General features: G+C 71.9%; 14 protein-coding genes. 10 read left to right on the top strand and 4 right to left on the bottom strand.

All coding sequences use genetic code 11. The features are described from left to right. The first annotated feature begins 11 nt into the window (after positions 1-11). From BJ971_RS21350 to BJ971_RS21325, 6 genes are all read left to right on the top strand, one after another. Entirely contained in the window at positions 12-1,490 is a 1,479-nt protein-coding gene (locus BJ971_RS21350) for an aldehyde dehydrogenase family protein (protein WP_184995005.1), read from the top strand. Beyond that, complete coding sequence (locus BJ971_RS21345; protein ID WP_184995004.1) at positions 1,487-3,238, top strand: thiamine pyrophosphate-binding protein; 1,752 nt, start codon at positions 1,487-1,489, stop codon at positions 3,236-3,238. The genes BJ971_RS21350 and BJ971_RS21345 overlap by 4 nt, the downstream gene beginning before the upstream one ends. A gap of 13 nt (positions 3,239-3,251) precedes the next feature. Continuing rightward, positions 3,252-4,394: an ABC transporter substrate-binding protein gene (locus BJ971_RS21340; protein WP_184995003.1), complete on the top strand. Its 1,143-nt coding sequence runs from the start codon at positions 3,252-3,254 to the stop codon at positions 4,392-4,394. Between the two features lie 68 nt (positions 4,395-4,462). After that, positions 4,463-5,332: a branched-chain amino acid ABC transporter permease gene (locus tag BJ971_RS21335; protein WP_184995002.1), complete on the top strand. Its 870-nt coding sequence runs from the start codon at positions 4,463-4,465 to the stop codon at positions 5,330-5,332. Further along, on the top strand, positions 5,329-7,128 hold the full coding sequence (locus BJ971_RS21330; protein WP_184995001.1) for a branched-chain amino acid ABC transporter ATP-binding protein/permease: 1,800 nt from the start codon (positions 5,329-5,331) through the stop codon (positions 7,126-7,128). The genes BJ971_RS21335 and BJ971_RS21330 overlap by 4 nt, the downstream gene beginning before the upstream one ends. Beyond that, the gene (locus BJ971_RS21325) at positions 7,125-7,859 is read left to right on the top strand and encodes an ABC transporter ATP-binding protein (RefSeq protein WP_203709214.1); all 735 of its coding nucleotides are present in this window, start codon (positions 7,125-7,127) and stop codon (positions 7,857-7,859) included. The genes BJ971_RS21330 and BJ971_RS21325 overlap by 4 nt, the downstream gene beginning before the upstream one ends. Positions 7,860-7,864: 5 nt before the next feature. On the opposite strand, the gene BJ971_RS21320 is transcribed toward BJ971_RS21325, so the two are convergent. Then, on the bottom strand, positions 7,865-8,800 hold the full coding sequence (locus BJ971_RS21320) for a ThuA domain-containing protein (protein ID WP_184995000.1): 936 nt from the start codon (positions 8,798-8,800) through the stop codon (positions 7,865-7,867). A 106-nt stretch (positions 8,801-8,906) separates the two neighbouring features. Next, on the bottom strand, positions 8,907-10,448 hold the full coding sequence (locus BJ971_RS21315; protein ID WP_184994999.1) for a serine/threonine-protein kinase: 1,542 nt from the start codon (positions 10,446-10,448) through the stop codon (positions 8,907-8,909). 374 nt (positions 10,449-10,822) lie between these two features. Here BJ971_RS21315 and BJ971_RS21310 point away from each other — a divergent pair, with 374 nt between their 5' ends. Next, a complete protein-coding gene (locus BJ971_RS21310; protein WP_239087348.1) occupies positions 10,823-11,797 on the top strand; it encodes a lamin tail domain-containing protein in 975 nt (324 codons plus the stop codon). 2,139 nt (positions 11,798-13,936) lie between these two features. On the opposite strand, the gene BJ971_RS21305 is transcribed toward BJ971_RS21310, so the two are convergent. After that, on the bottom strand, positions 13,937-14,560 hold the full coding sequence (locus BJ971_RS21305) for a maleylpyruvate isomerase N-terminal domain-containing protein (protein ID WP_184994998.1): 624 nt from the start codon (positions 14,558-14,560) through the stop codon (positions 13,937-13,939). A gap of 644 nt (positions 14,561-15,204) precedes the next feature. After that, entirely contained in the window at positions 15,205-15,531 is a 327-nt protein-coding gene (locus BJ971_RS21300) for an STAS domain-containing protein (protein ID WP_184994997.1), read from the bottom strand. 94 nt (positions 15,532-15,625) lie between these two features. Between BJ971_RS21300 and BJ971_RS21295 the strand changes: the two genes are divergently transcribed. From BJ971_RS21295 to BJ971_RS21285, 3 genes are all read left to right on the top strand, one after another. Continuing rightward, positions 15,626-16,210 carry a dihydrofolate reductase family protein gene (locus BJ971_RS21295; protein WP_184994996.1) on the top strand — a complete coding sequence of 195 codons (585 nt, stop codon included), beginning with the start codon at positions 15,626-15,628 and terminating at the stop codon, positions 16,208-16,210. 114 nt (positions 16,211-16,324) lie between these two features. Beyond that, positions 16,325-17,188, top strand: coding sequence for a Sco1979 family transcriptional regulator (locus BJ971_RS21290; protein WP_184994995.1), 864 nt, complete (start codon positions 16,325-16,327; stop codon positions 17,186-17,188). Positions 17,189-17,368: 180 nt separating this feature from the next. Next, complete coding sequence (locus tag BJ971_RS21285) at positions 17,369-17,614, top strand: hypothetical protein (protein WP_184994994.1); 246 nt, start codon at positions 17,369-17,371, stop codon at positions 17,612-17,614. The last annotated feature ends 47 nt before the right edge of the window (positions 17,615-17,661 follow it).

The following is a 17,661-nucleotide window of genomic DNA, read 5'->3' as shown; positions in this document are numbered from 1 at the left end:
GGTGTCCGCCGATGCTCGACCCGATACTCAAGGCAGCGGTACCCGGCGCCGTCGCCCCCGCTCCCGCGCTGCTCGCAGGCGCTTGGATCACCGAGGGGAGCACCGCGGAGCGGATCGGCCCGTACACCCGGACGGTGGTCAGCAGGGCACGGACCGCGACCATCTCCGAGGTCCACGCAGCGGTTCACTACGCCCACCGCAACACCAGAACGGTCGGAAGGGCGGCCCCCGCCACGCGGGCCGCGATCCTGGAGAACGCGGCACGGCTGGCCTCGGCGCGCCGCGAGGACTTCGCCGCCCTGATCGCCCTCGAACTGGGCAAGCCGGTGCGCGACGGGCTCGGCGAGCTCGACCGGGTGGCCGACACGTTCGCGGTCTGCGCCGCCGAGGCCCGCCGGATCGGCGGCGACATGCTCCCGGTCGCCGGCTGGGCGCGCGGCGTCGGCAACACCGCCGTCACCTACCGCGCCCCGGTCGGGGTGGCGCTGGCCATCACCCCGTTCAACGCGCCGGCCAACCTGCTCGCACACAAGCTCGGCGCCGCGTTCGCCGCCGGGAACACCACGATCGTCAAGGCGCCGCCGCAGGCGCCCGCGGTCACCGCGGCGCTCGTCGCCCTGCTGCTCGAGGCGGGCGCGCCGGTCGAGGCGGTGCAGCTGCTGCACGGCGGTGGAGAGATCGGCGCGGCGCTCTGCGCGGCACCGGAGATCGGTGTCATCAGCTTCACCGGCAGCGCCGCCACCGGCGACGCCGTCGCCCGGGCGGCCGGCGCCAAGCGCCTCGTCCTCGAGTTGGGTGGAAACGCCGCCACCATCGTCTGCGAGGACGCGGACATCGCGGCGGCCGCCCGGGTCTGCGCCCGCACCGGCTACACCAACTCCGGGCAGAGCTGCATCTCGGTGCAGCGGGTCTACGTGCACCGCACGCGCTACGACGAGTTCCTGGCGGCGTTCACCGCCGAGGTGGCCGCGCTGCGGGTCGGCGACCCGCTGGACCCGGACACCGACGTCGGCACGATGGTGGACGAGCGGGCCGCCGAGCGCGTCGTCGGCTGGGCCGCCGCGGCCGCCGCCGGCGGGGCGGTCGTCACCCTCGGCGGCACCCGCGACGGCGCGACGGTCGCGCCGACAGTGGTCGCCGGCCCGCGCGAGGACGCCGACGTGGTCACCCGGGAGGTCTTCGGCGCGCTGGTCTCGGTGCTGCCGTACGACTCCTTCGACGCCGTGCTCGCGGCGTGCAACACCAGCCGGTACGGCCTGCAGGCCGGCCTGTTCACCCGCGACATCGGCCGGATTGTCACGGCCTGGCGTGAGCTCGAGGTCGGCGGCCTGATCGTCAACGGCTCGTCCAACTTCCGGCTCGACCACGTGCCGTTCGGCGGCGTCAAGGACTCCGGCTTCGGCCGCGAGTCACCGCGGCACATGATCGACGAATTCACCGTGGTCAAGACCCTGCTGCTGCGCGGGATGTCCGTCTGGGGAGAGACATGAGCGAGGGCAACGGCACCGCCGCGGACGCGCTGGTACGGCAGCTCGAGTCGTACGGCGTCGAATACGTCTTCGGCACCTGCGGGCACACCAACATCGCCCTGCTGGACGCCATCGGCCGCAGCGGCATCGAGTTCGTCATCGCCCGCCACGAGCAGACCGCCGCGCACGCCGCGGACGGGTACGCCCGCGCCACCGGCCGGCCCGGCGTGCTGCTGACGCACGTCGGCCCCGGCATGCTGAACGCGGTGACCGGCGTGGCGACGGCCGCACTGGACTCGGTGCCGCTGGTCGCCATCGCCGGTGACATCCCGTCCTATATGCACGGTCGGCACCCGCATCAGGAGATCAACCTCCACGCCGACGCGGACCAGACGGCCGTCTACCGCCCGTTCGTCAAGCGCGCCTGGCACGTGCGCCGGGCCGAGGACCTGCCCCGGTTCACCGAGCGCGCCTTCTGGACGGCCACCTCGGGCAGGCCGGGCGCGGTCCTGCTCAACGTGCCGATGGACCTCTTCTCCCGGCCGCTGCCCGCCGACAGCGCCGGGGCGTACCCGCTCGTCGGCCACGCCACCCGGCCCGGGCTGACGGAGGCCGACGCGGACCGGATCGCCGCGCTGCTGACCGGGGCCGAGCGCCCGCTGATCTACCTCGGCGGCGGCCTGGGCGGCGACGCGGGCCGGCGGGCGCTGCTTGACCTGGCCGAGCACCTCGACATCCCGGTCGCGCACTCGCTGATGGCCAAGGGCGCGCTGCCCGACGAGCACCCCCTGGTCCTGGGCATGACCGGCTTCTGGGGCCTCGAGGTCACCAACGACTACGCCCGCGACGCCGACGTGGTGCTGGCCATCGCGACCCGGTTCGCCGAGACCGACGCGAGCTCGTGGGATCCGGCGTACACGTGGAACTTCCCGCCCTCGCGCCTGATCCAGATCGACATCGACCCGGCCGAGATCGGCCGCAACTACCCGGTCGAGATCGGGGTGGTGGCCGACGCCGCGATCGCCGTACCCGCGATCGCCGGCGCCGTCCGCCGCCGGCACCCGGACCGGGTCTCCCGGCCCGACCTGCGCGAGCGGATTCACAAGGCCCGCACGGAGCTGTTCGCGGCCAGCGCGGAGCGCGGCCGCAGCGACGCGTTCCCGCTGCGCCCCGAGCGGATCCTCGCCGACCTGCGCGCCGCGCTGCCGGCCGACGCGGTGCTGGTCACCGACGTCGGCTGGAACAAGAACGGCGTCGCGCAGTGCTACCCGCTGCCCGCGCAAGGCCGGTTCATCACGCCCGGCGGCGCGTCCACAATGGGCTTCGGACCGGCCGCCGCGCTGGGCGTGCAGCTCGCCCAGCCCGACCGGGTGGTGGTCGCGCTCGTCGGCGACGGCGGGATGAGCGCGCAGCTGCCGGCCGTGCCGATGGCGGTCGAGCGGGGCCTGCCGGTGATCTTCCTGGTGATGAACAACCGGGCGCACGGCACCATCTCCGACCTCCAGTCGACCTACTTCGGCCGCAGCTACGGCTGCGACTTCGTCGACCCGGACGGGCGGCCGTACAGCCCGGACTTCGCCGCGTACGGCCGGGCCTGCGGCGCGGACGGCCATCTCATCGCGGAACCGGACGAGCTCGGCGCCGCGCTGCGCACCGCGATCCAGCGACGCCGTCCGGCGGTGCTGGACGTACCGATGGTCAATGAGCCGGTGCCGACCCCCGGGCACTGGAACATCAAGGACATCTATCGAGGGGTTTTCGAAAGATAGAGGTGAGACGCACATGTCCCGACTCCGCATAGCCGCCGTCGCCACCCTGGCCCTCGTCCTCGCCGCGGGCTGCAGCGCCCCCGGCGGCGACAACGACTCCTCGAAAGACGACTCCGGACCCATCAAGATCGCCGTCGTCGACGCGCAGAGCGGCCAGCTGAGCTCGCTCGGCGCCTGGGAACTCAAGGGCGCCCGGCTCGCCGTCGACGAATGGAACAAGGCCGGCGGCATCAACGGCCGCCAGATCGAGCTGGGCGTCTTCGACGACCAGGCCGACCCCACCGTCGGCACCAACCTGGCCCGGAAGATCGCCAGCGAGGGCTACATCGCGATGATCGGTACGGCCGAGAGCGCGGTCACGATCGCGATGGCTCCCATCCTCAAGCAGGAGGGCATCCCGAACATCACGTCCGGCCAGTCGCCGGGCCTGGTGGCGGTCAAGAGCGAGTTCCTGTTCCTGAACGGCCCGACCAGCACCACGTACGACGAGACGCTCGCCAAGTACATCGTGGACACGCAGGGCATCAAGAGCATCGCCCTGATCACCAACAACGGCTCCTTCGGCAAGGGCGAGCACGACGCCTTCACCAAGGCGCTGGCCACCCGCGGCGTCACCCCGGTCGCGGACCAGGTCGTCACGGCGGACCAGAAGGACTTCAGCGCCGCGCTGACCACCATCCGGCAGAAGAACCCGAAGGTGATCTTCCTGGGCGCCGAGGAGGTGCAGTCCGGCCTGATCGTCAAGCAGGCCCGCGACCTGGGCATCACCGCGCCGTTCGCCGGCTCCGCGCCGCAGGGCACCCCGGTCTTCCTGGACACCGCCGGCGCCGCCAACGCCGAGGGCACGATCGTCAGCTCGCCGTACCTGAGCAACGACATCAGCGACGCCTCCCGCAAGTTCGCCGCGGCGTACAAGGCGGCCTACAACGAGGACGCCGAGATGCACGGCGCGAAGGCGTACGACGGCGCCCAGATCATGCTCACCGCGCTGAAGACCAGCAACGTGGCCGCAGGCAAGGAGCTCGCCGACGCGATCCGGGCCACCCAGTACGAGGGCCTGCTCGGCAGCTTCAAGTTCGACGAGACCGGCGTCGGCATCTTCGCCACCTCGATCGGCACCATCACCGGCGGAAAGCTGGTCGCCGCCGCCGGCTGACCGGCCTCGTTCGTTCTCCCGGCGGCCGGCTCCCCGGCCGCCGGGGCTCGCGTTCCTACAGGAGAGCCATGCAGGTCTTTCTACAGACGTTCATCGGCGGGCTGAGCCTCGGCGCCATCTACGCGCTGGTGGCGCTCGGCTTCTCGCTCGTCTACCGCACCATGGGCCTGGTCAACTTCGCGCACGGCAACGTCGTCACGGTCGGTGCGTACCTCGCCTCGACGTTCTACCTGTCGACGAAGCTGCCGTTCGTGCTGGCAATGGCCGTGGCGATCCTGCTGACCGGCGCCATCGGCCTGGTGATCGAGCGGGTGCTGCGCCCGCTGGAGAACAAGGACTTCGACCTCATGCTGATCGGCACCATCGGCTTCGGCATCGTCCTCGAGGCGCTGATCATCATGATCTGGGGCGCGACCGGGCGCGCGGTACCCTCGCCGGTGCCGGGCGCGCCGCTGGACGTCTTCGGCGTCCGGATCCGCACGTACGACCTGGTGGTGCTGGCGATCGCCGCGACCGCGACGGTCCTGCTTGTCCTCTTCCTGTCCCGCACCAAGCGCGGCGCGGCGATGCAGGCCGTCGCCATGGACCACGAGGCGGCCACCGCGGTCGGCATACACGTGGGCCGCAGCAACGCGACCGCGTTCATGATCGGCGCCGGGCTGGCCGCGCTGGCCGGCGGCCTGGTCGGGCCGCTGCTCTACGTCAGCCCGGCGATGGGCGGCGCCCTGGGCATCAAGGGCTTCGCCGCCGCGATCCTCGGCGGCTTCGGCAGCATCCCGGGCGCCGTCATCGGCGGGCTGGCCATCGGCGTCCTCGACGGCTTCACCGCCGGGCACTTCCAGGGCTACTCGGAGCTGGTCACCTTCCTGGTCTTCACCGTGATCATCATGATCCGGCCGACCGGCATCTTCGGCGAGCGGACGGTGAACCGCGCATGAGGTACCGGATCGCGGGATTCGCGGCGCTGGCCGTCGCGGCCTGGCTGCTGCCGTACGGGCTGGACTCGTACGCCATCCACGTCGTCAACGTGATCATCCTCTTCGCGCTGCTCGCCGTCGGTCTCGGCCTGGCAATGGGCGTCGGCGGGCAGGTCAACCTCGCGCAGGTGGCGTTCTTCGGCGTCGGCGCGTACGCGACGGCAATACTCACCACCGAGGCCGGCCTGGGATTCTGGGTGTCCGCGGTGCTCGCGGTCGCGGCGACCGCCGCGATCGGGCTGCTCGTCGGCACACCCGCCCTGCGTATCCAGTCGCACTACCTGGGCATCGTCACGCTCGGGCTGGCCCTGGCGTTCACCAACTGGGTGACGAACGCGCAGGTGGCCGGCGGCGCCGAGGGCATCTCCAACATCCCGGTGCCGACGCTGCCCGGCGTCGACCTGTCCAACGAGTACCTCTTCTACTACCTGGAGCTGATCGTCCTGGCGGGCGGGCTGGTCTTCGGGGAGTTCGTGGTCCGCACCGGGCTGGGCCGGCGGATGCGGGCGATGCGCGACGACGCCCTGGCCGCCGGCGCGCTCGGCGCCGAGGTGCCGATGCTGCGGATGACCGCGTTCCTGCTCGCCAGCGTCTACGGCGGCGTCGCGGGCGTGCTCTACGCGGGCCTGATCCGCTACGTGGCACCGGAGTCGTTCGGCATCGCCAACATGTTCCTGCTGCTCGCGATGGTCATCATCGGCGGCCGGCAGAGCCTGATCGGCTGCGTCGTCGGCGCGGTCGGGCTCTCCGTGGTCCGCGAGCTGCTTGTCGACCATCCGACCTACGCGCAGGTCGCCTACGGCTCGGTCGTGGTGCTCACCGTGGTCTTCGCACCCACCGGCCTGGCCGGGCTGCCCCGGCGGATCCGGGCCGCCGTCGGCCGGCGCGGCGCCGTCGCGGGCCGGCTCGGACCTTTCCAGCCGTACGAGCGCGGCGACGCGCCGCCCGCTGACGCACCGGCCGTGCTGCGCGCCGACGACGTGCACATGAGCTTCCGCGGCCTCAAGGCGCTCGACGGCGTCACCCTGACCGTGCGCCAGGGCGAGATCCGCGGCATCGTCGGCCCCAACGGCTCCGGCAAGACCACGCTGTTCAACGTGATCAGCGGGCTGTACCGGCCGACCGGCGGACGCGTCGAGTTCGGCGGGCGCGACGTCACCGGGCTGCCGCCGTACCGGCTGGCCCGGGCCGGCATCTCCCGCACCTTCCAGAACCTGCGGCTCTTCGGCGACCTCACCGTCCGGGAGAACATCCTGGTCGCGCTGGACCGCAGCCGCACCGTCGACGGCTGGCGCTACCTGCTGCGCCCGCTGAGCGTGGTGCGCGGCGACCGCCGGCTGCGGGCGCGGGCCGACGAGGTGCTCGACCGGTACGGCCTGACCGCCTTCGCCGGGCAGCCGCCGCGCTCCCTGCCGTACGGCACCCAGCGGCGGGTCGAGATCGCTAGAGCCGTCGCGGCCCGGCCGCGGCTGCTGCTGCTCGACGAGCCCGCCGCCGGCCTCAACGGCGACGAGGTGCGCCAGCTCGGTGAGATGGTCCGCTCGATCCGCGACAGCGGCATCACCGTTGTCGTCATCGAGCACAACATGGGCCTGGTGATGTCGCTCTGCGAGCACATCACCGTGCTGGCCAGCGGCGCCGTCATCGCCGAGGGCAGCCCGGCGGAGGTCGCCGCGGCGCCCGCCGTCATCGAGGCCTACCTCGGCGACTCCATGTCCACCGACGACGTCGAGCTACCCACGGAGGTGAACCGGTGAGCACCGCCACCACGACCGGCACGGCGGCCCTGACCGTCAGCGGCCTGACCGTGCACTACGGCGGCGTGTGCGCGGTCCGCGACCTCAGCTTCGAGGTGCCGGCCGGGCAGGCGGTCGGCGTCATCGGGGCCAACGGCGCGGGCAAGACGTCGACGCTGAAGGCGATCATGGGGCTGGTCCCGCGTACCGTCACGGCGCTGCGGCTCGGCGACGTCGACCTGAGCCGGGTCGCGGCCCGCGACATGGTCCGGCATGGCATCGGGTACGTGCCCGAGGGGCGGCACGTCTTCCCCGGGCTGACCGTCGAGAAGAACCTGCTGCTCGGCGCGTACGCCCGGCGCTGGGACGCCGAGGTCCGTGCCGGGCTGGACGAGATCTACGAGCTGTTCGGCGTCCTGGCGCAGATGCGCGGCCGGCTCGCCGGCGCGCTCTCCGGCGGCCAGCAGCAGATGCTGTCGATCGGCCGGGCGCTGATGTCGCGGCCCCGGCTGCTGCTGCTGGACGAGCCGTCGATGGGGCTGTCACCGAAGCTGGTCGAGGACATCCTCGCGGTGTTGCAGCGCCTGGGCCGCGAGGGGCTGAGCATGCTGCTCGTCGAGCAGAACGCGAAGCTCACGTTCGAGGCCACCGCCACCTGCCTCGTCGTGGAGAACGGGGAGGTGGCGATGACCGGCACGTCGGCGAAGCTGCGGCACGACCCGCAGGTGCGGCGGATCTACCTCGGGCTGTGAATGGTTCAGCGGCAGAACGGTGCCCGGCCCATGGCGGACTCGATGCCGCCGAGGAGCATGGCGCGGAAGTACGCGGCGCCGGGCACCGTGTCGTTGAACAGCCCGGCATCGTGGCCCAGCGTGGTCAGCCAGGCCCGGCCGCCGTCGTAGTACTGGCACCAGGCGACGGGGTGGTTCGCGCCGTGGCCCGGGTGCCCGGACCCGCCGGCGACGCCCTCGGCCAGCGTCGACTCGTCCACCGTGGCCAGGACGCGAACCCGTGACGGGAAAGGAACCAGGTTGTACCACTCGTCCCGGAACTCCCACCGGCGTGGCAGGTTTTGGCGGTCGGCGGTGCGCACTGTGCCGGTCTGTGCCGGCCCGTGGTCGTAGTAGTTGGCGCCGTCGAGCAGCCCTTCGTACCAGGGCCAGTTGTACTCGGTGCCGAACGCGTTGTGCACGCCGACGAACCCGCCGCCGCCGCGGATGTACTGCCGCAGCGAGGTCTGCGCGGCGTCGTCCAGGGTGTCCCGGGAGGTGCTGAAGAAGACGACCGCGTTGTAGCGGAACAGGTTGCCGGGCGAAGCGAGCCGGGTGACGTCCTCGGTCCAGTCCACCACGAAGCCGTTGGCCCGCCCGAGCTCGAGCACGCCGTTCTGCACGATGTTGGCCGCGGTCAGCGGCGGGTTCAACCCCGGCGCCAGTGCCGGACCGAGGTTGGCGTGCCGGGGCCCGGCCGTACGCGTGTAGAGCAGCACCCGGTAGCCGGCGGCCGGGTCGAAGTTGCCCCAGTCGTGGTAGCAGCGGGGGTCGGTGCCGCGGCAGACGCCGTAGTCGGGGTCGCCGAGCTCCTGCGCGCCGGAGGGCGGCCTCTCGGCCGCGGACGAGCGGGCGCTAACGAGCAGGAACGCGGCGGCGAGGGCGAACAGGACGGCGACCGCCCTGTATCTCGAAGGGGTCATCGGGGCTCCGTTCGGTGAACGGTCCGCTAGATGGACCATACGGACCATATTAGCTTTGGCTCACCGTAGTTCCTCCCGCGATAATCCGTCCAGCGGTATCGATGTACTACGGCACGGACAGGCCCGCCAGGATGCGCTGCTGGACGGCCACCCCGTCTACCCAGTCCCGCTCCGGGGTCGTCCAGTCGGCGAGGTAGGAGAGCAGGACCCGCCGGGTGTGCAGGCGCGGCCCATCGGGCGGCTGCCAGGTGTACTCCCAGTCGGCGCCGCCGTCGCCGAACGTCAGGTTGCCCATGCTGATCCGGGCGTACCCGGGCAGCGACCCGGCGGCGAGCGCGGTCCGCTCCGCCGCCCGCCAGTAGCCCAGCGGATCCGACGTCGCCGGCGCGCCCGTGTCGACGGTGAACGCGCGGCCGCCGGCCGGATCCCGGAACTCCACGGCGCTCCCGGCGGCGGACCGCCGCCAGCCACCCGGAAGCTCGAGCCGGAACCCCGCCGCGTCGCGATGATCGACCCAGCCGTCCGCCGCGACCGGCCCGGTCACCACGTCGGCGGCCGGCGTCATCGCGGCCGGCCGGTCGTCGCCGGCGGCCGCGACACCGACCCCGGCGGCACCGAGCAGCAACACCATCACGGTCGCGATGAGCACCTGCGCCCGCCGCATACCGCGCCACGCCCCGGGCCGGCCCGGCACCGGCGCGGCGGCCGACGGCCGCACCGCGGCGGGCCGGAACCGAACGACCTCGTCCACCGGCTCCCGCCGAGGCACCCGCACCCGCGCCACACCGACCGCCCGGCCCGATGCCGCTTCGGCCGCTCGGCCTGGTGTCGCTTCGGCCGCTCGGCCTGGTGTCGCTTCGGCCGCGATCGCCTCCAGCATCGTCTTGGCGTCGTCCGAGCTCAGCCGCCGCTCCGGATCGCGGACCAGCAGGCCGCCGATCGCCGCGTGCAGCGGGCCCGGGCGCTGCGGCGCGTCGGGATCCTCGGTCAGCGCCGCCGCCAGCGTCGCCGTCAGCGTCGGCCGCACGAACGGCGGCCGCCCCTCGACGGTCGCGTACAGGGTCGCGCCGAGCGACCACAGGTCACCGGCCGCGCCGTTGAAGTCCCGGCGGATCCGCTCCGGCGCCACGAAGTTCGGCGAACCGACGAGCAGCCCGGTGCTCTTCTCGCCGGCCCCACCGGCCACGTCGCCCGCGTCCCAGATCGCCGCGAGCCCGAAGTCGGTGAGCACCACCCGCCCGTCGGCCCCGATGAGCACGTTGTGCGGCTTGACGTCGCGGTGCAGCACCCCCGCGGCGTGCGCGGTCCGCAGCGCGGCGAGCAGGGATGCCCCGATCCGCGCGGCGTCGCGGTGCTCCATCGGCCCGTCCTCGCGCACGGCCTCGTGCAGCGACCGCCCCGCGACGTACTCCATGACGATCCACGACCGCCCGGGCGTGCTCACCACGTCGTAGATCCGGACCACATTCGGATGGTCGAGCCGCGCGGCGGCCCGCGCCTCCCGCACGGTCCGCTCCTGCTCACCCGGGCTCGTGATCTCCTTGACGGCGACGTCCCGATCCAGCAGCTCATCATGCGCGCGCCAGACCCGCCCCATCCCACCCGAGCCGATGAGCGCGATCAGCCGGTACCGCTCGGCGATCTCCACCTGTCATCACCACACCTGTCCGCCACGAACAACGACACAGGTGATTCGCCGCCGACCGCCCACCGGGTTGGTGAAAACGCCCGCCCACGAAATCTCATCCACCCGCCGCCCCGGCCGATGGACAAACCATGCGCCTTCGCCCGGCCACCCCTGCCGCCGCTGAGCCTGCCGCCGGCCCGGTCGATGGACCGGCTTTGCGTCTTCGCCCGGGTGTCTTTGCTGCTGTCAGCTCGGTCGTCGGACCGGCCTTGCGTTTTCGTCCGGCTGTCTTTGCCGGCGCTGAGTCCTTTACCGGCGCTGAGTCGGTCGGTGGTCCGACCGTCCGTTTTCGTCCGGCCGCCCTTGCCGGCGCTCAGCCGGTTGGCGGCCCGACCGTGCGTCGTCGCCTGGCCGCCCTTGCCGCCGCCGTCACTGTCGCGGGTGGCCTCGCCGTCATGCCGACGACACCCGCGGTCGCCGCCTCCGTGCCGTGCCTGCCCGGCTCGGGCGGCCCGGCCTGCCAGACCTGGACCGGCCGGGTGATCGCGGTCAACGACGGCGACACCCTGTCGATCGACATCGCCGGCGACGGCACGAGCACCCCCCGCTCGATCCGCCTCATCAACGTCCAGGCGATGGAGCAGACCGTCTACTCGTCGATACCGAGCCGCCGCCGGGGCGAGTGCAACAGCCTGGCCGCCACCGCCCGCGTAGAACAGCTGGTCCGGTCCGGCGGCGGCGTCGTCCGCCTGACCGCGCAGCACGCCTCCTCCAGCAGCAGGTCACGCTCCCTGCGCAGCATCTCAGTCAAGATCAACGGAGTCTGGCGCGACATCGGCCTCGACCTGCTGGGCCGCGGCCTGGCCCTATGGCAGCCGTTCGCTGCCGAGTGGGCCTGGAACGCCCAGTACCGCGCCGCCGAACAACGCGCCGCCCACGCCCGCACCGGCCTCTTCGACACCGACTCCTGCGGCACCGGCCCCGCCCAGAGCGTCCCGATCGAGGTAATCGTCAACTACGACGCCCCCGGCCGAGACGAGGACAACGTCAACGGCGAGTGGGTCCAAGTCACCAACCACCGCGCCACACCCCTGGCCATCGGAAACTGGTGGATCCGCGACTCCGGCCTACGGCGCTACACATTCCCGGCAGGCACGACCGTCCCCGCACAAGGCACGATCCAACTCCACGTCGGCAAGGGCAAGTCCACTCCGACCCGCAAGTACTGGGGCCTGACCACCCCGATCTTCGACAACCCCACCTCCGACCAGGAGGCACACGGCGACGGCGCCTACCTCTTCGACCCCCAGGGCGACCTACGCGCCTGGATGCTCTACCCCTGCGTCCTGAACTGCACCGCCCCGGCATAAGCCCCTCCGCCGCGTGCGCCCCACGCCCCGACCAGCCGACCCAGACAAGTCCACCGACCTCCCGTGCGTCTCGGCGGCGCCGCCCAGCCGGCTTGGACGAGTCCGCCGACCTCCCGTGCGTCTCGGCGGCGCCGCCCAGCCGGCTTGGACGAGTCCGCCGACCTCCCGTGCGTCTCGGCGGCGCCGCCCAGCCGGCTTGGACGAGTCCGCCGACCTCCCGTGCGTCTCGGCGGCGCCGCCCAGCCGGCTTGGACGAGTCCGCCGACCTCCCGTGCGTCTCGACGCCGCCGCCCAGCGGTGCGGCGCCGTGACCGTCACCTTCTCCAGCGCCGACACGACCGACCCGAGCCCGCACGCGAGCGCCCGACCCAGGCAGACTGAGCCCCCACGCACTGGCCCCAGTCCACACCCGACGGCGCGGCCGGGCCTGGTCCAGCCGCGCCGTGATCCGCAGACCGGCTACCGACCGCAGGCCCGCAGCGCGGCGACCTGACGCGCCCAGCCTGGTAGCCGGAAGATGTCACGCGCGCGAGCGCCACGCACGGCTTTGGCCAATTAGAATGCATCCGCCGGACCGTCGGAAACGTTTGTATGTGTCCACGCAACGGATGGCTCACTCGCCGAATGCGGCGAGTGAGGTTCAGTTCGAAACTGCCAGGCCGGGTGGAGATCTTGCATTCGGCCTTTCCTGTATCGGTCGATTTAGAAACAGGGATTGGGGGTTGCCCGAATTCCGAATCGGCTGCGGACCTGTTTCGATGATCTCGATGCGGACCGGACCCGTGTAGCCGCCGCCGGGCTTCCGTTGTGGTTCTGGTCGCGCGATTTCGCCTCCCGGCGTGTTTCCCCGGGGTCGGTCGCCCGGTCGCAGGCAACAGGGCGAGGCCGGGCGCCGCGGTGACCACGAAGACGGCTGCGCAGACGTCGCGGTTGCTGGGCCGGCCTGACATATCCGGCAGGCTCGGAGAGCGTGGCCGGTGTCCGTCGGCGAGTCCCACCCGGTGGCTGGTTTCGCCCGGCGGGCATGTCCTGGTGGGTTTCGCCTGGCTGGGGCTGGGAAGATCCGCCTCGGCGGATCGCACAAACCCGACTTCCTTGTGGATGGGTGAGGTGGGGCGGGTTTCGCCTGGCTGGGGGCTCTTGTGGGCTGGGTGGTGGGGTGGGTCTCGCCCGGTCGGCGGTCCATGTGGGCCGGTGCGTCTGCGCGGGTCCCGACCTGGTCGCCGTCCTTCCGGTCTGGAGGCCGGGACACGCCGTGGTGGGTCGCGGTGGTGTGGCTTGGAGCCGGGTGCCGGGCTGGTTTGGCGTGGGTGGATCCGGCCGGACGGGTCGGCTGCGGGTTCTCAGGGCGCTGCTCGTCTGGACCTGCCGTGGTGCGCCCGTAGCCTCGGCCGCGCAGCTGGCGCAGGCGCCGGGCATGGCGTTGTGTGAGGCCCCATGCGCGGTGCCGCTCATGCTCGCGGCGGAATTCGTCACGCTCAGGGGAATAGTTGCGGGATGCGGTGCGGTCACGCATAGCGGCCAACTCGCTGCTGGTGAAGAATTGAAGCTGCCGCATGTATTCATTATCCCGGGCTGGCCGACTTCTGTCCCTTCCGATCGATTCTTGATCATGCCAACTTATCGAAAGTGGGCACTGAGTATTTCCAACCTGGGCGGAGTGCCGGTTTCCGGCCGGAGCAACGGCTCGGATGTTCCTGGCCCGAGACCAGGACGAATTCACCGACCATTTCAACCTGCGAAGCGGCCAGCTTCGACGTTGTGCAGGACGAGGGCGGCCTGCACCATCGCGGTGGCGCGGTGGCGCGGTGGCGCGGTGGCGCGGTGGCGCGGTGGCGCGGTGGCGCGGTGGCGCGGTGGCGCGGCGTGGGCGGCTTGCACCAATCGCGGTGACACGGTGTGGGCGGCCTGCACCATCGCGGTAGTGCGGTGTGGGTGGCCTGCGCATCGCGGTGGCACGGTGCGGGTGGCTGCGCCATCGTGGTGACACGGCGTGGGTGGCCTGCACCATCGCGGTGGCACGTGGGTGGCACGTGGGCCCGCTGCTGCAACCTCGGTTCTGTCCATCATGGCGAGACCCCCAAGGTCGCCGCCCGGGGTGGGTGTGGGTGAGGTGAGGTCGGTGCTGGTTGGGTGCGGTCAGATGACGGAGAAGTCTTGCGGTAGTTGGGCGCGGCCGGTCAGGGCTCGCAGCACCGGGGCGGCGTCGCCTACGGCTGCCGCGATCTGTGCGGCCTGGGTCACGGACTCGGCGAGGGCTTCCGGGGCGACCTCGAAGGGCAGGTCGGTGGCCGCGGCGATGTCGGTGCCGTGCACGACGAGTTCGAACGTTCGGGTGGGTAGCCAGTCGCGGACCCGCATGGTGCCGGCGGGGGTGACGATCACGTCGTCGTCGCGGACGGCGGCCAGCGCCGTGGTGGCAAGGCCGGTCAGTTCGCTCACTCGGCTGGCGGCTTCGTCGCCGAGCCAGGCGCCGGCCTCGCGGGCGTCCTCAGTGGAGGCCGCGACGGCGGCGGCGCGCAGCTCGGGCGGGGCCGACCGGGCGAACGCCCAGTAGGCCTGCGGCGACTCGACTTTCACGGCGTCGCCGGCGGTGGCGAGCACGTCCGGCACCTGGCGCAGCGCGGAGCTGACGGTGTGGCCGACCAGCTCGCGAAGGGACCAGTCGCCAAGGCCGGGGGAGTCCCAGCGATCGGCCGGCAGGCGGGAGACGAGGTCAGCGAAGGAGACGGCGGCGGCGCGGTAGGTCCGGCGAAAGTCCATGCCTACCAATCTTGCACAACCCATCAGCCCAGCAACCTAGGACGCTTTAGCGGTGGTGACGCCCGACACCGAAGCGTGCCGGAGGACCCGCGACCACTTGCCGAACGGCGAACGCCGAGGTGTGGGTTGTGGGTGTACCTCCACGGGTCCTCGCTGGATCAGGCGCCGGGCGATGCCGAGGAGGGGTGCAGGTTGGGGCCCCTTTGTCGGGCTAGGAGCGCGCCGCGCCGAAGTTGATGCAGATCCGCGGTCCTTTGCCGGGCCGAGAGGCGGGCGGGCACCGAATTGGGGTGCGGGCCTGCGGCTTATGCCGGGTCGGGCGTCGCGCGCGCCGAGCTCGGTGTAGGTCCGCGGTCTTCTGCTGGGCCAGGATTCGTGTGGGCGCTGATTTGCCGGGTCGGGAGTCGCGTGGGTTCCGAGGTCGGTCCAGGCCTGTTGCCCATTGCTGGGCCGGTAGCCGCGCGGCTACCGAGGTGGGGTGCGGGCCTGCGTTGCACTGCCGGGCCGGGACTCGCTTGGGTGAGGAGGTGGCGTGCGGGTCCGTGATCCTCTGCCGGGCCGGGAGTCGCGCGGAGTGTAGGTCTGCGGCCGGTTGCCGGGGTGTGGGTGACGGCCGCGATTCGCTGGCCGGGGTGGGGCGGTCGTTAGGCGGGTAGGCCGAAGACGTGGCTCAGGCCGGTTATCTGGACGGCCTGGCGTACCTGTCGGGACGGGTTGGCCAGGGTGAATGTCACGCCCTGGCTGGCCGCGGAGTTGCGGGCGCTGACCAGTGCGCCGAGGGCGTACGAGTCGATGAAGGTTACGGCGGCTACGTCGACGTGCAGGTAGCGGCAGCCCTCGGTGGCCGCGGCGGCGGCCAGGCTGTCCCGGACGGCGTCGGCCCGGTCGAGGTCGAGTTCTCCGTCGAGGGCGGCGACCACCAGGCCGTCGGCGTCTGCGTGCTCGTAGGTGACCAGGGTGTCGTTCGGCATCCACCAGACGATAGCCGGGTGGTGCGAGATGTCGATTCGTGGACCACCCGATCGTGTAGGCGGTGAAGGTTCGACATCAGGTGAAGGAGGGCTCATGGGTGAGGTCGTTGTCGTGGAGAGTGTGACGCTCGACGGGGTCATGCAGGCGCCGGGCGGCGCCGACGAGGATCGGCGGGGTGGGTTCGCGCATGGTGGGTGGGCGCGACCGTACGCGGACCACGTCGCCGCCGAGACGATGGGTGCGGGGATGGGTGCGGACGGGGCGATGTTGTTCGGCCGGCGTACCTATGAGCAGTTTCATGGGTTCTGGTCGGTGCAGACCGATGGGAATCCCTATACCGAGGTGCTCAACCGCAAGCACAAGTATGTGGCCTCGCGCGGGGCGCTGCCGTGGGTGAACTCGTCGAGGCTCGAGGGGGAGGTCACCGCGGCGGTCGCCGCCCTCAAGCGGGAGGTCGCGGGTGATCTCGTGGTGCTGGGCAGCGGGGTGCTGGTGCGCGCGCTCGCCGCGGCGGGGCTGGTCGACGTCTACTGGCTGTCGATCCACCCGCTGGTCCTCGGCACGGGTACCCGGTTGTTCGCCGACGGAGCCGCCGCGTACCGGAGGCTGCGGTTGACCGGGTCGGTGGTCACCACGACGACCGGGGTGATCATCGCGGCCTACCGGCCGGCCGGCTGAGGGAGGGGTGCACGCGTCATCGATCGGTCGGGCGGTTGCGCATTGTCCGGGGAAGCTGCACGGTTGTATGCACGTGCAGGTGGGCGATCGGAGACGTTCGCCGAGGGAGGACAGATGGACCAGGCCATCGGCCCGACGGCGCTGCGGATCAGGCTGGGCGCCCGGCTGCGGCGGCTGCGTCAGGACCGGGGGATCGGGCGGGAGACCGCCGGGTGGGAGATCCGCGGGTCCGGCTCGAAGATCAGCAGGATGGAGCTCGGGCGGGTTCCGTTCAAGGAGCGTGACATCGAGGACCTGCTCACCCTGTACGGGGTGGACGACGCCGAGCGCGCCGCGCTGATGACGCTGACCCGGCGTGCCAACGCGGCGCCGTGGTGGCAGCAGTTCGGCGAGGTGGTGCCGCCGTGGTACCTGTCCTATCTGGGTCTCGAGGAGGCGGCGACGCTGATCCGGGCGTACGAGACGCAGGTCGTGCCCGCGCTGCTGCAGACCGAGGGGTACGCCCGGGCGCTCATCGCCCGGTCCTGCGCCGCGCCGTCCGAGGTCGGGCGGCGTGTCGAGGTGCGGCGCGGCCGCCAGCAGGTGCTCGACCGGCCGGACCCGCCGCAGTTCTGGGCGGTGCTGGACGAGGCGGTGCTGCGCCGGCCGGTCGGCGGGTGCGAGGTCATGCGGGAGCAGATCGAGGCGCTGATCGAGGCGGCCGCGCGGCCCAACATCCGGCTGCAGGTCGCGCCCTTCCGCGCCGGTACGCCGTCCGCGCCCGGCTTCCCCTTCGCCATCCTGCGCTTCTCCGAGCCGGAGCTGCCCGACGTGGTCTACGTCGAGCGGCTGACCGGCGCGACCTATCTCGACAAGCCCGGCGACGTCGACCACTACGCGCTCGCCATGGAGCGCGCGTGCCTGGCGGCCGAGCCGCCCGGGCGCACGACGGACATCCTCGCCGGAGTCCTGGCGGACGCCATGAGCCGGAGCCGGTGAGCGCATCGGCCGAACGGTTGTCACGGAACTGCCGGATCTACCACTTTCCCTCCTTCGTGCATCTGCACGTGCATCTGACCTTGCGTATGCTGTGCGCATACGGTCATGCTTGAGCACGTGCAGCAGCCGCCTGAAAGCTCCCTGTGGGACAAGGGCCGGCCCGGCGGCCGAGGAGTGACTATGGACAGCAACCGCGGCACGGCCCGGCGTGTGAGTCAGTTCGCCGAATCGGACTACTGCTACGGCACGGGCACGCTGACGATCAAGGTCGAGCGGGTCGACTGGTCCCGCCCGGTGCTGTACGACGGCGAGAACTGGTACGAGGTCGAGGGTGTGGAGGTCGCCGTGGACGGCCGGGAGCTCGGCCGCCGCCAGGCACTGGTCCGGGGCCGCCGACTGAACGGCCCGCCCGGCCGTCGGGCATAAAGCCGTCGGGCGTAAAGCCGTCGGGCATAAAGGGCGTAAAGGGTGTA

Source organism: Amorphoplanes digitatis (genome assembly GCF_014205335.1).
Lineage (GTDB): Bacteria > Actinomycetota > Actinomycetes > Mycobacteriales > Micromonosporaceae > Actinoplanes > Actinoplanes digitatus.
This window is presented reverse-complemented; position numbering and strand designations above follow the sequence as displayed.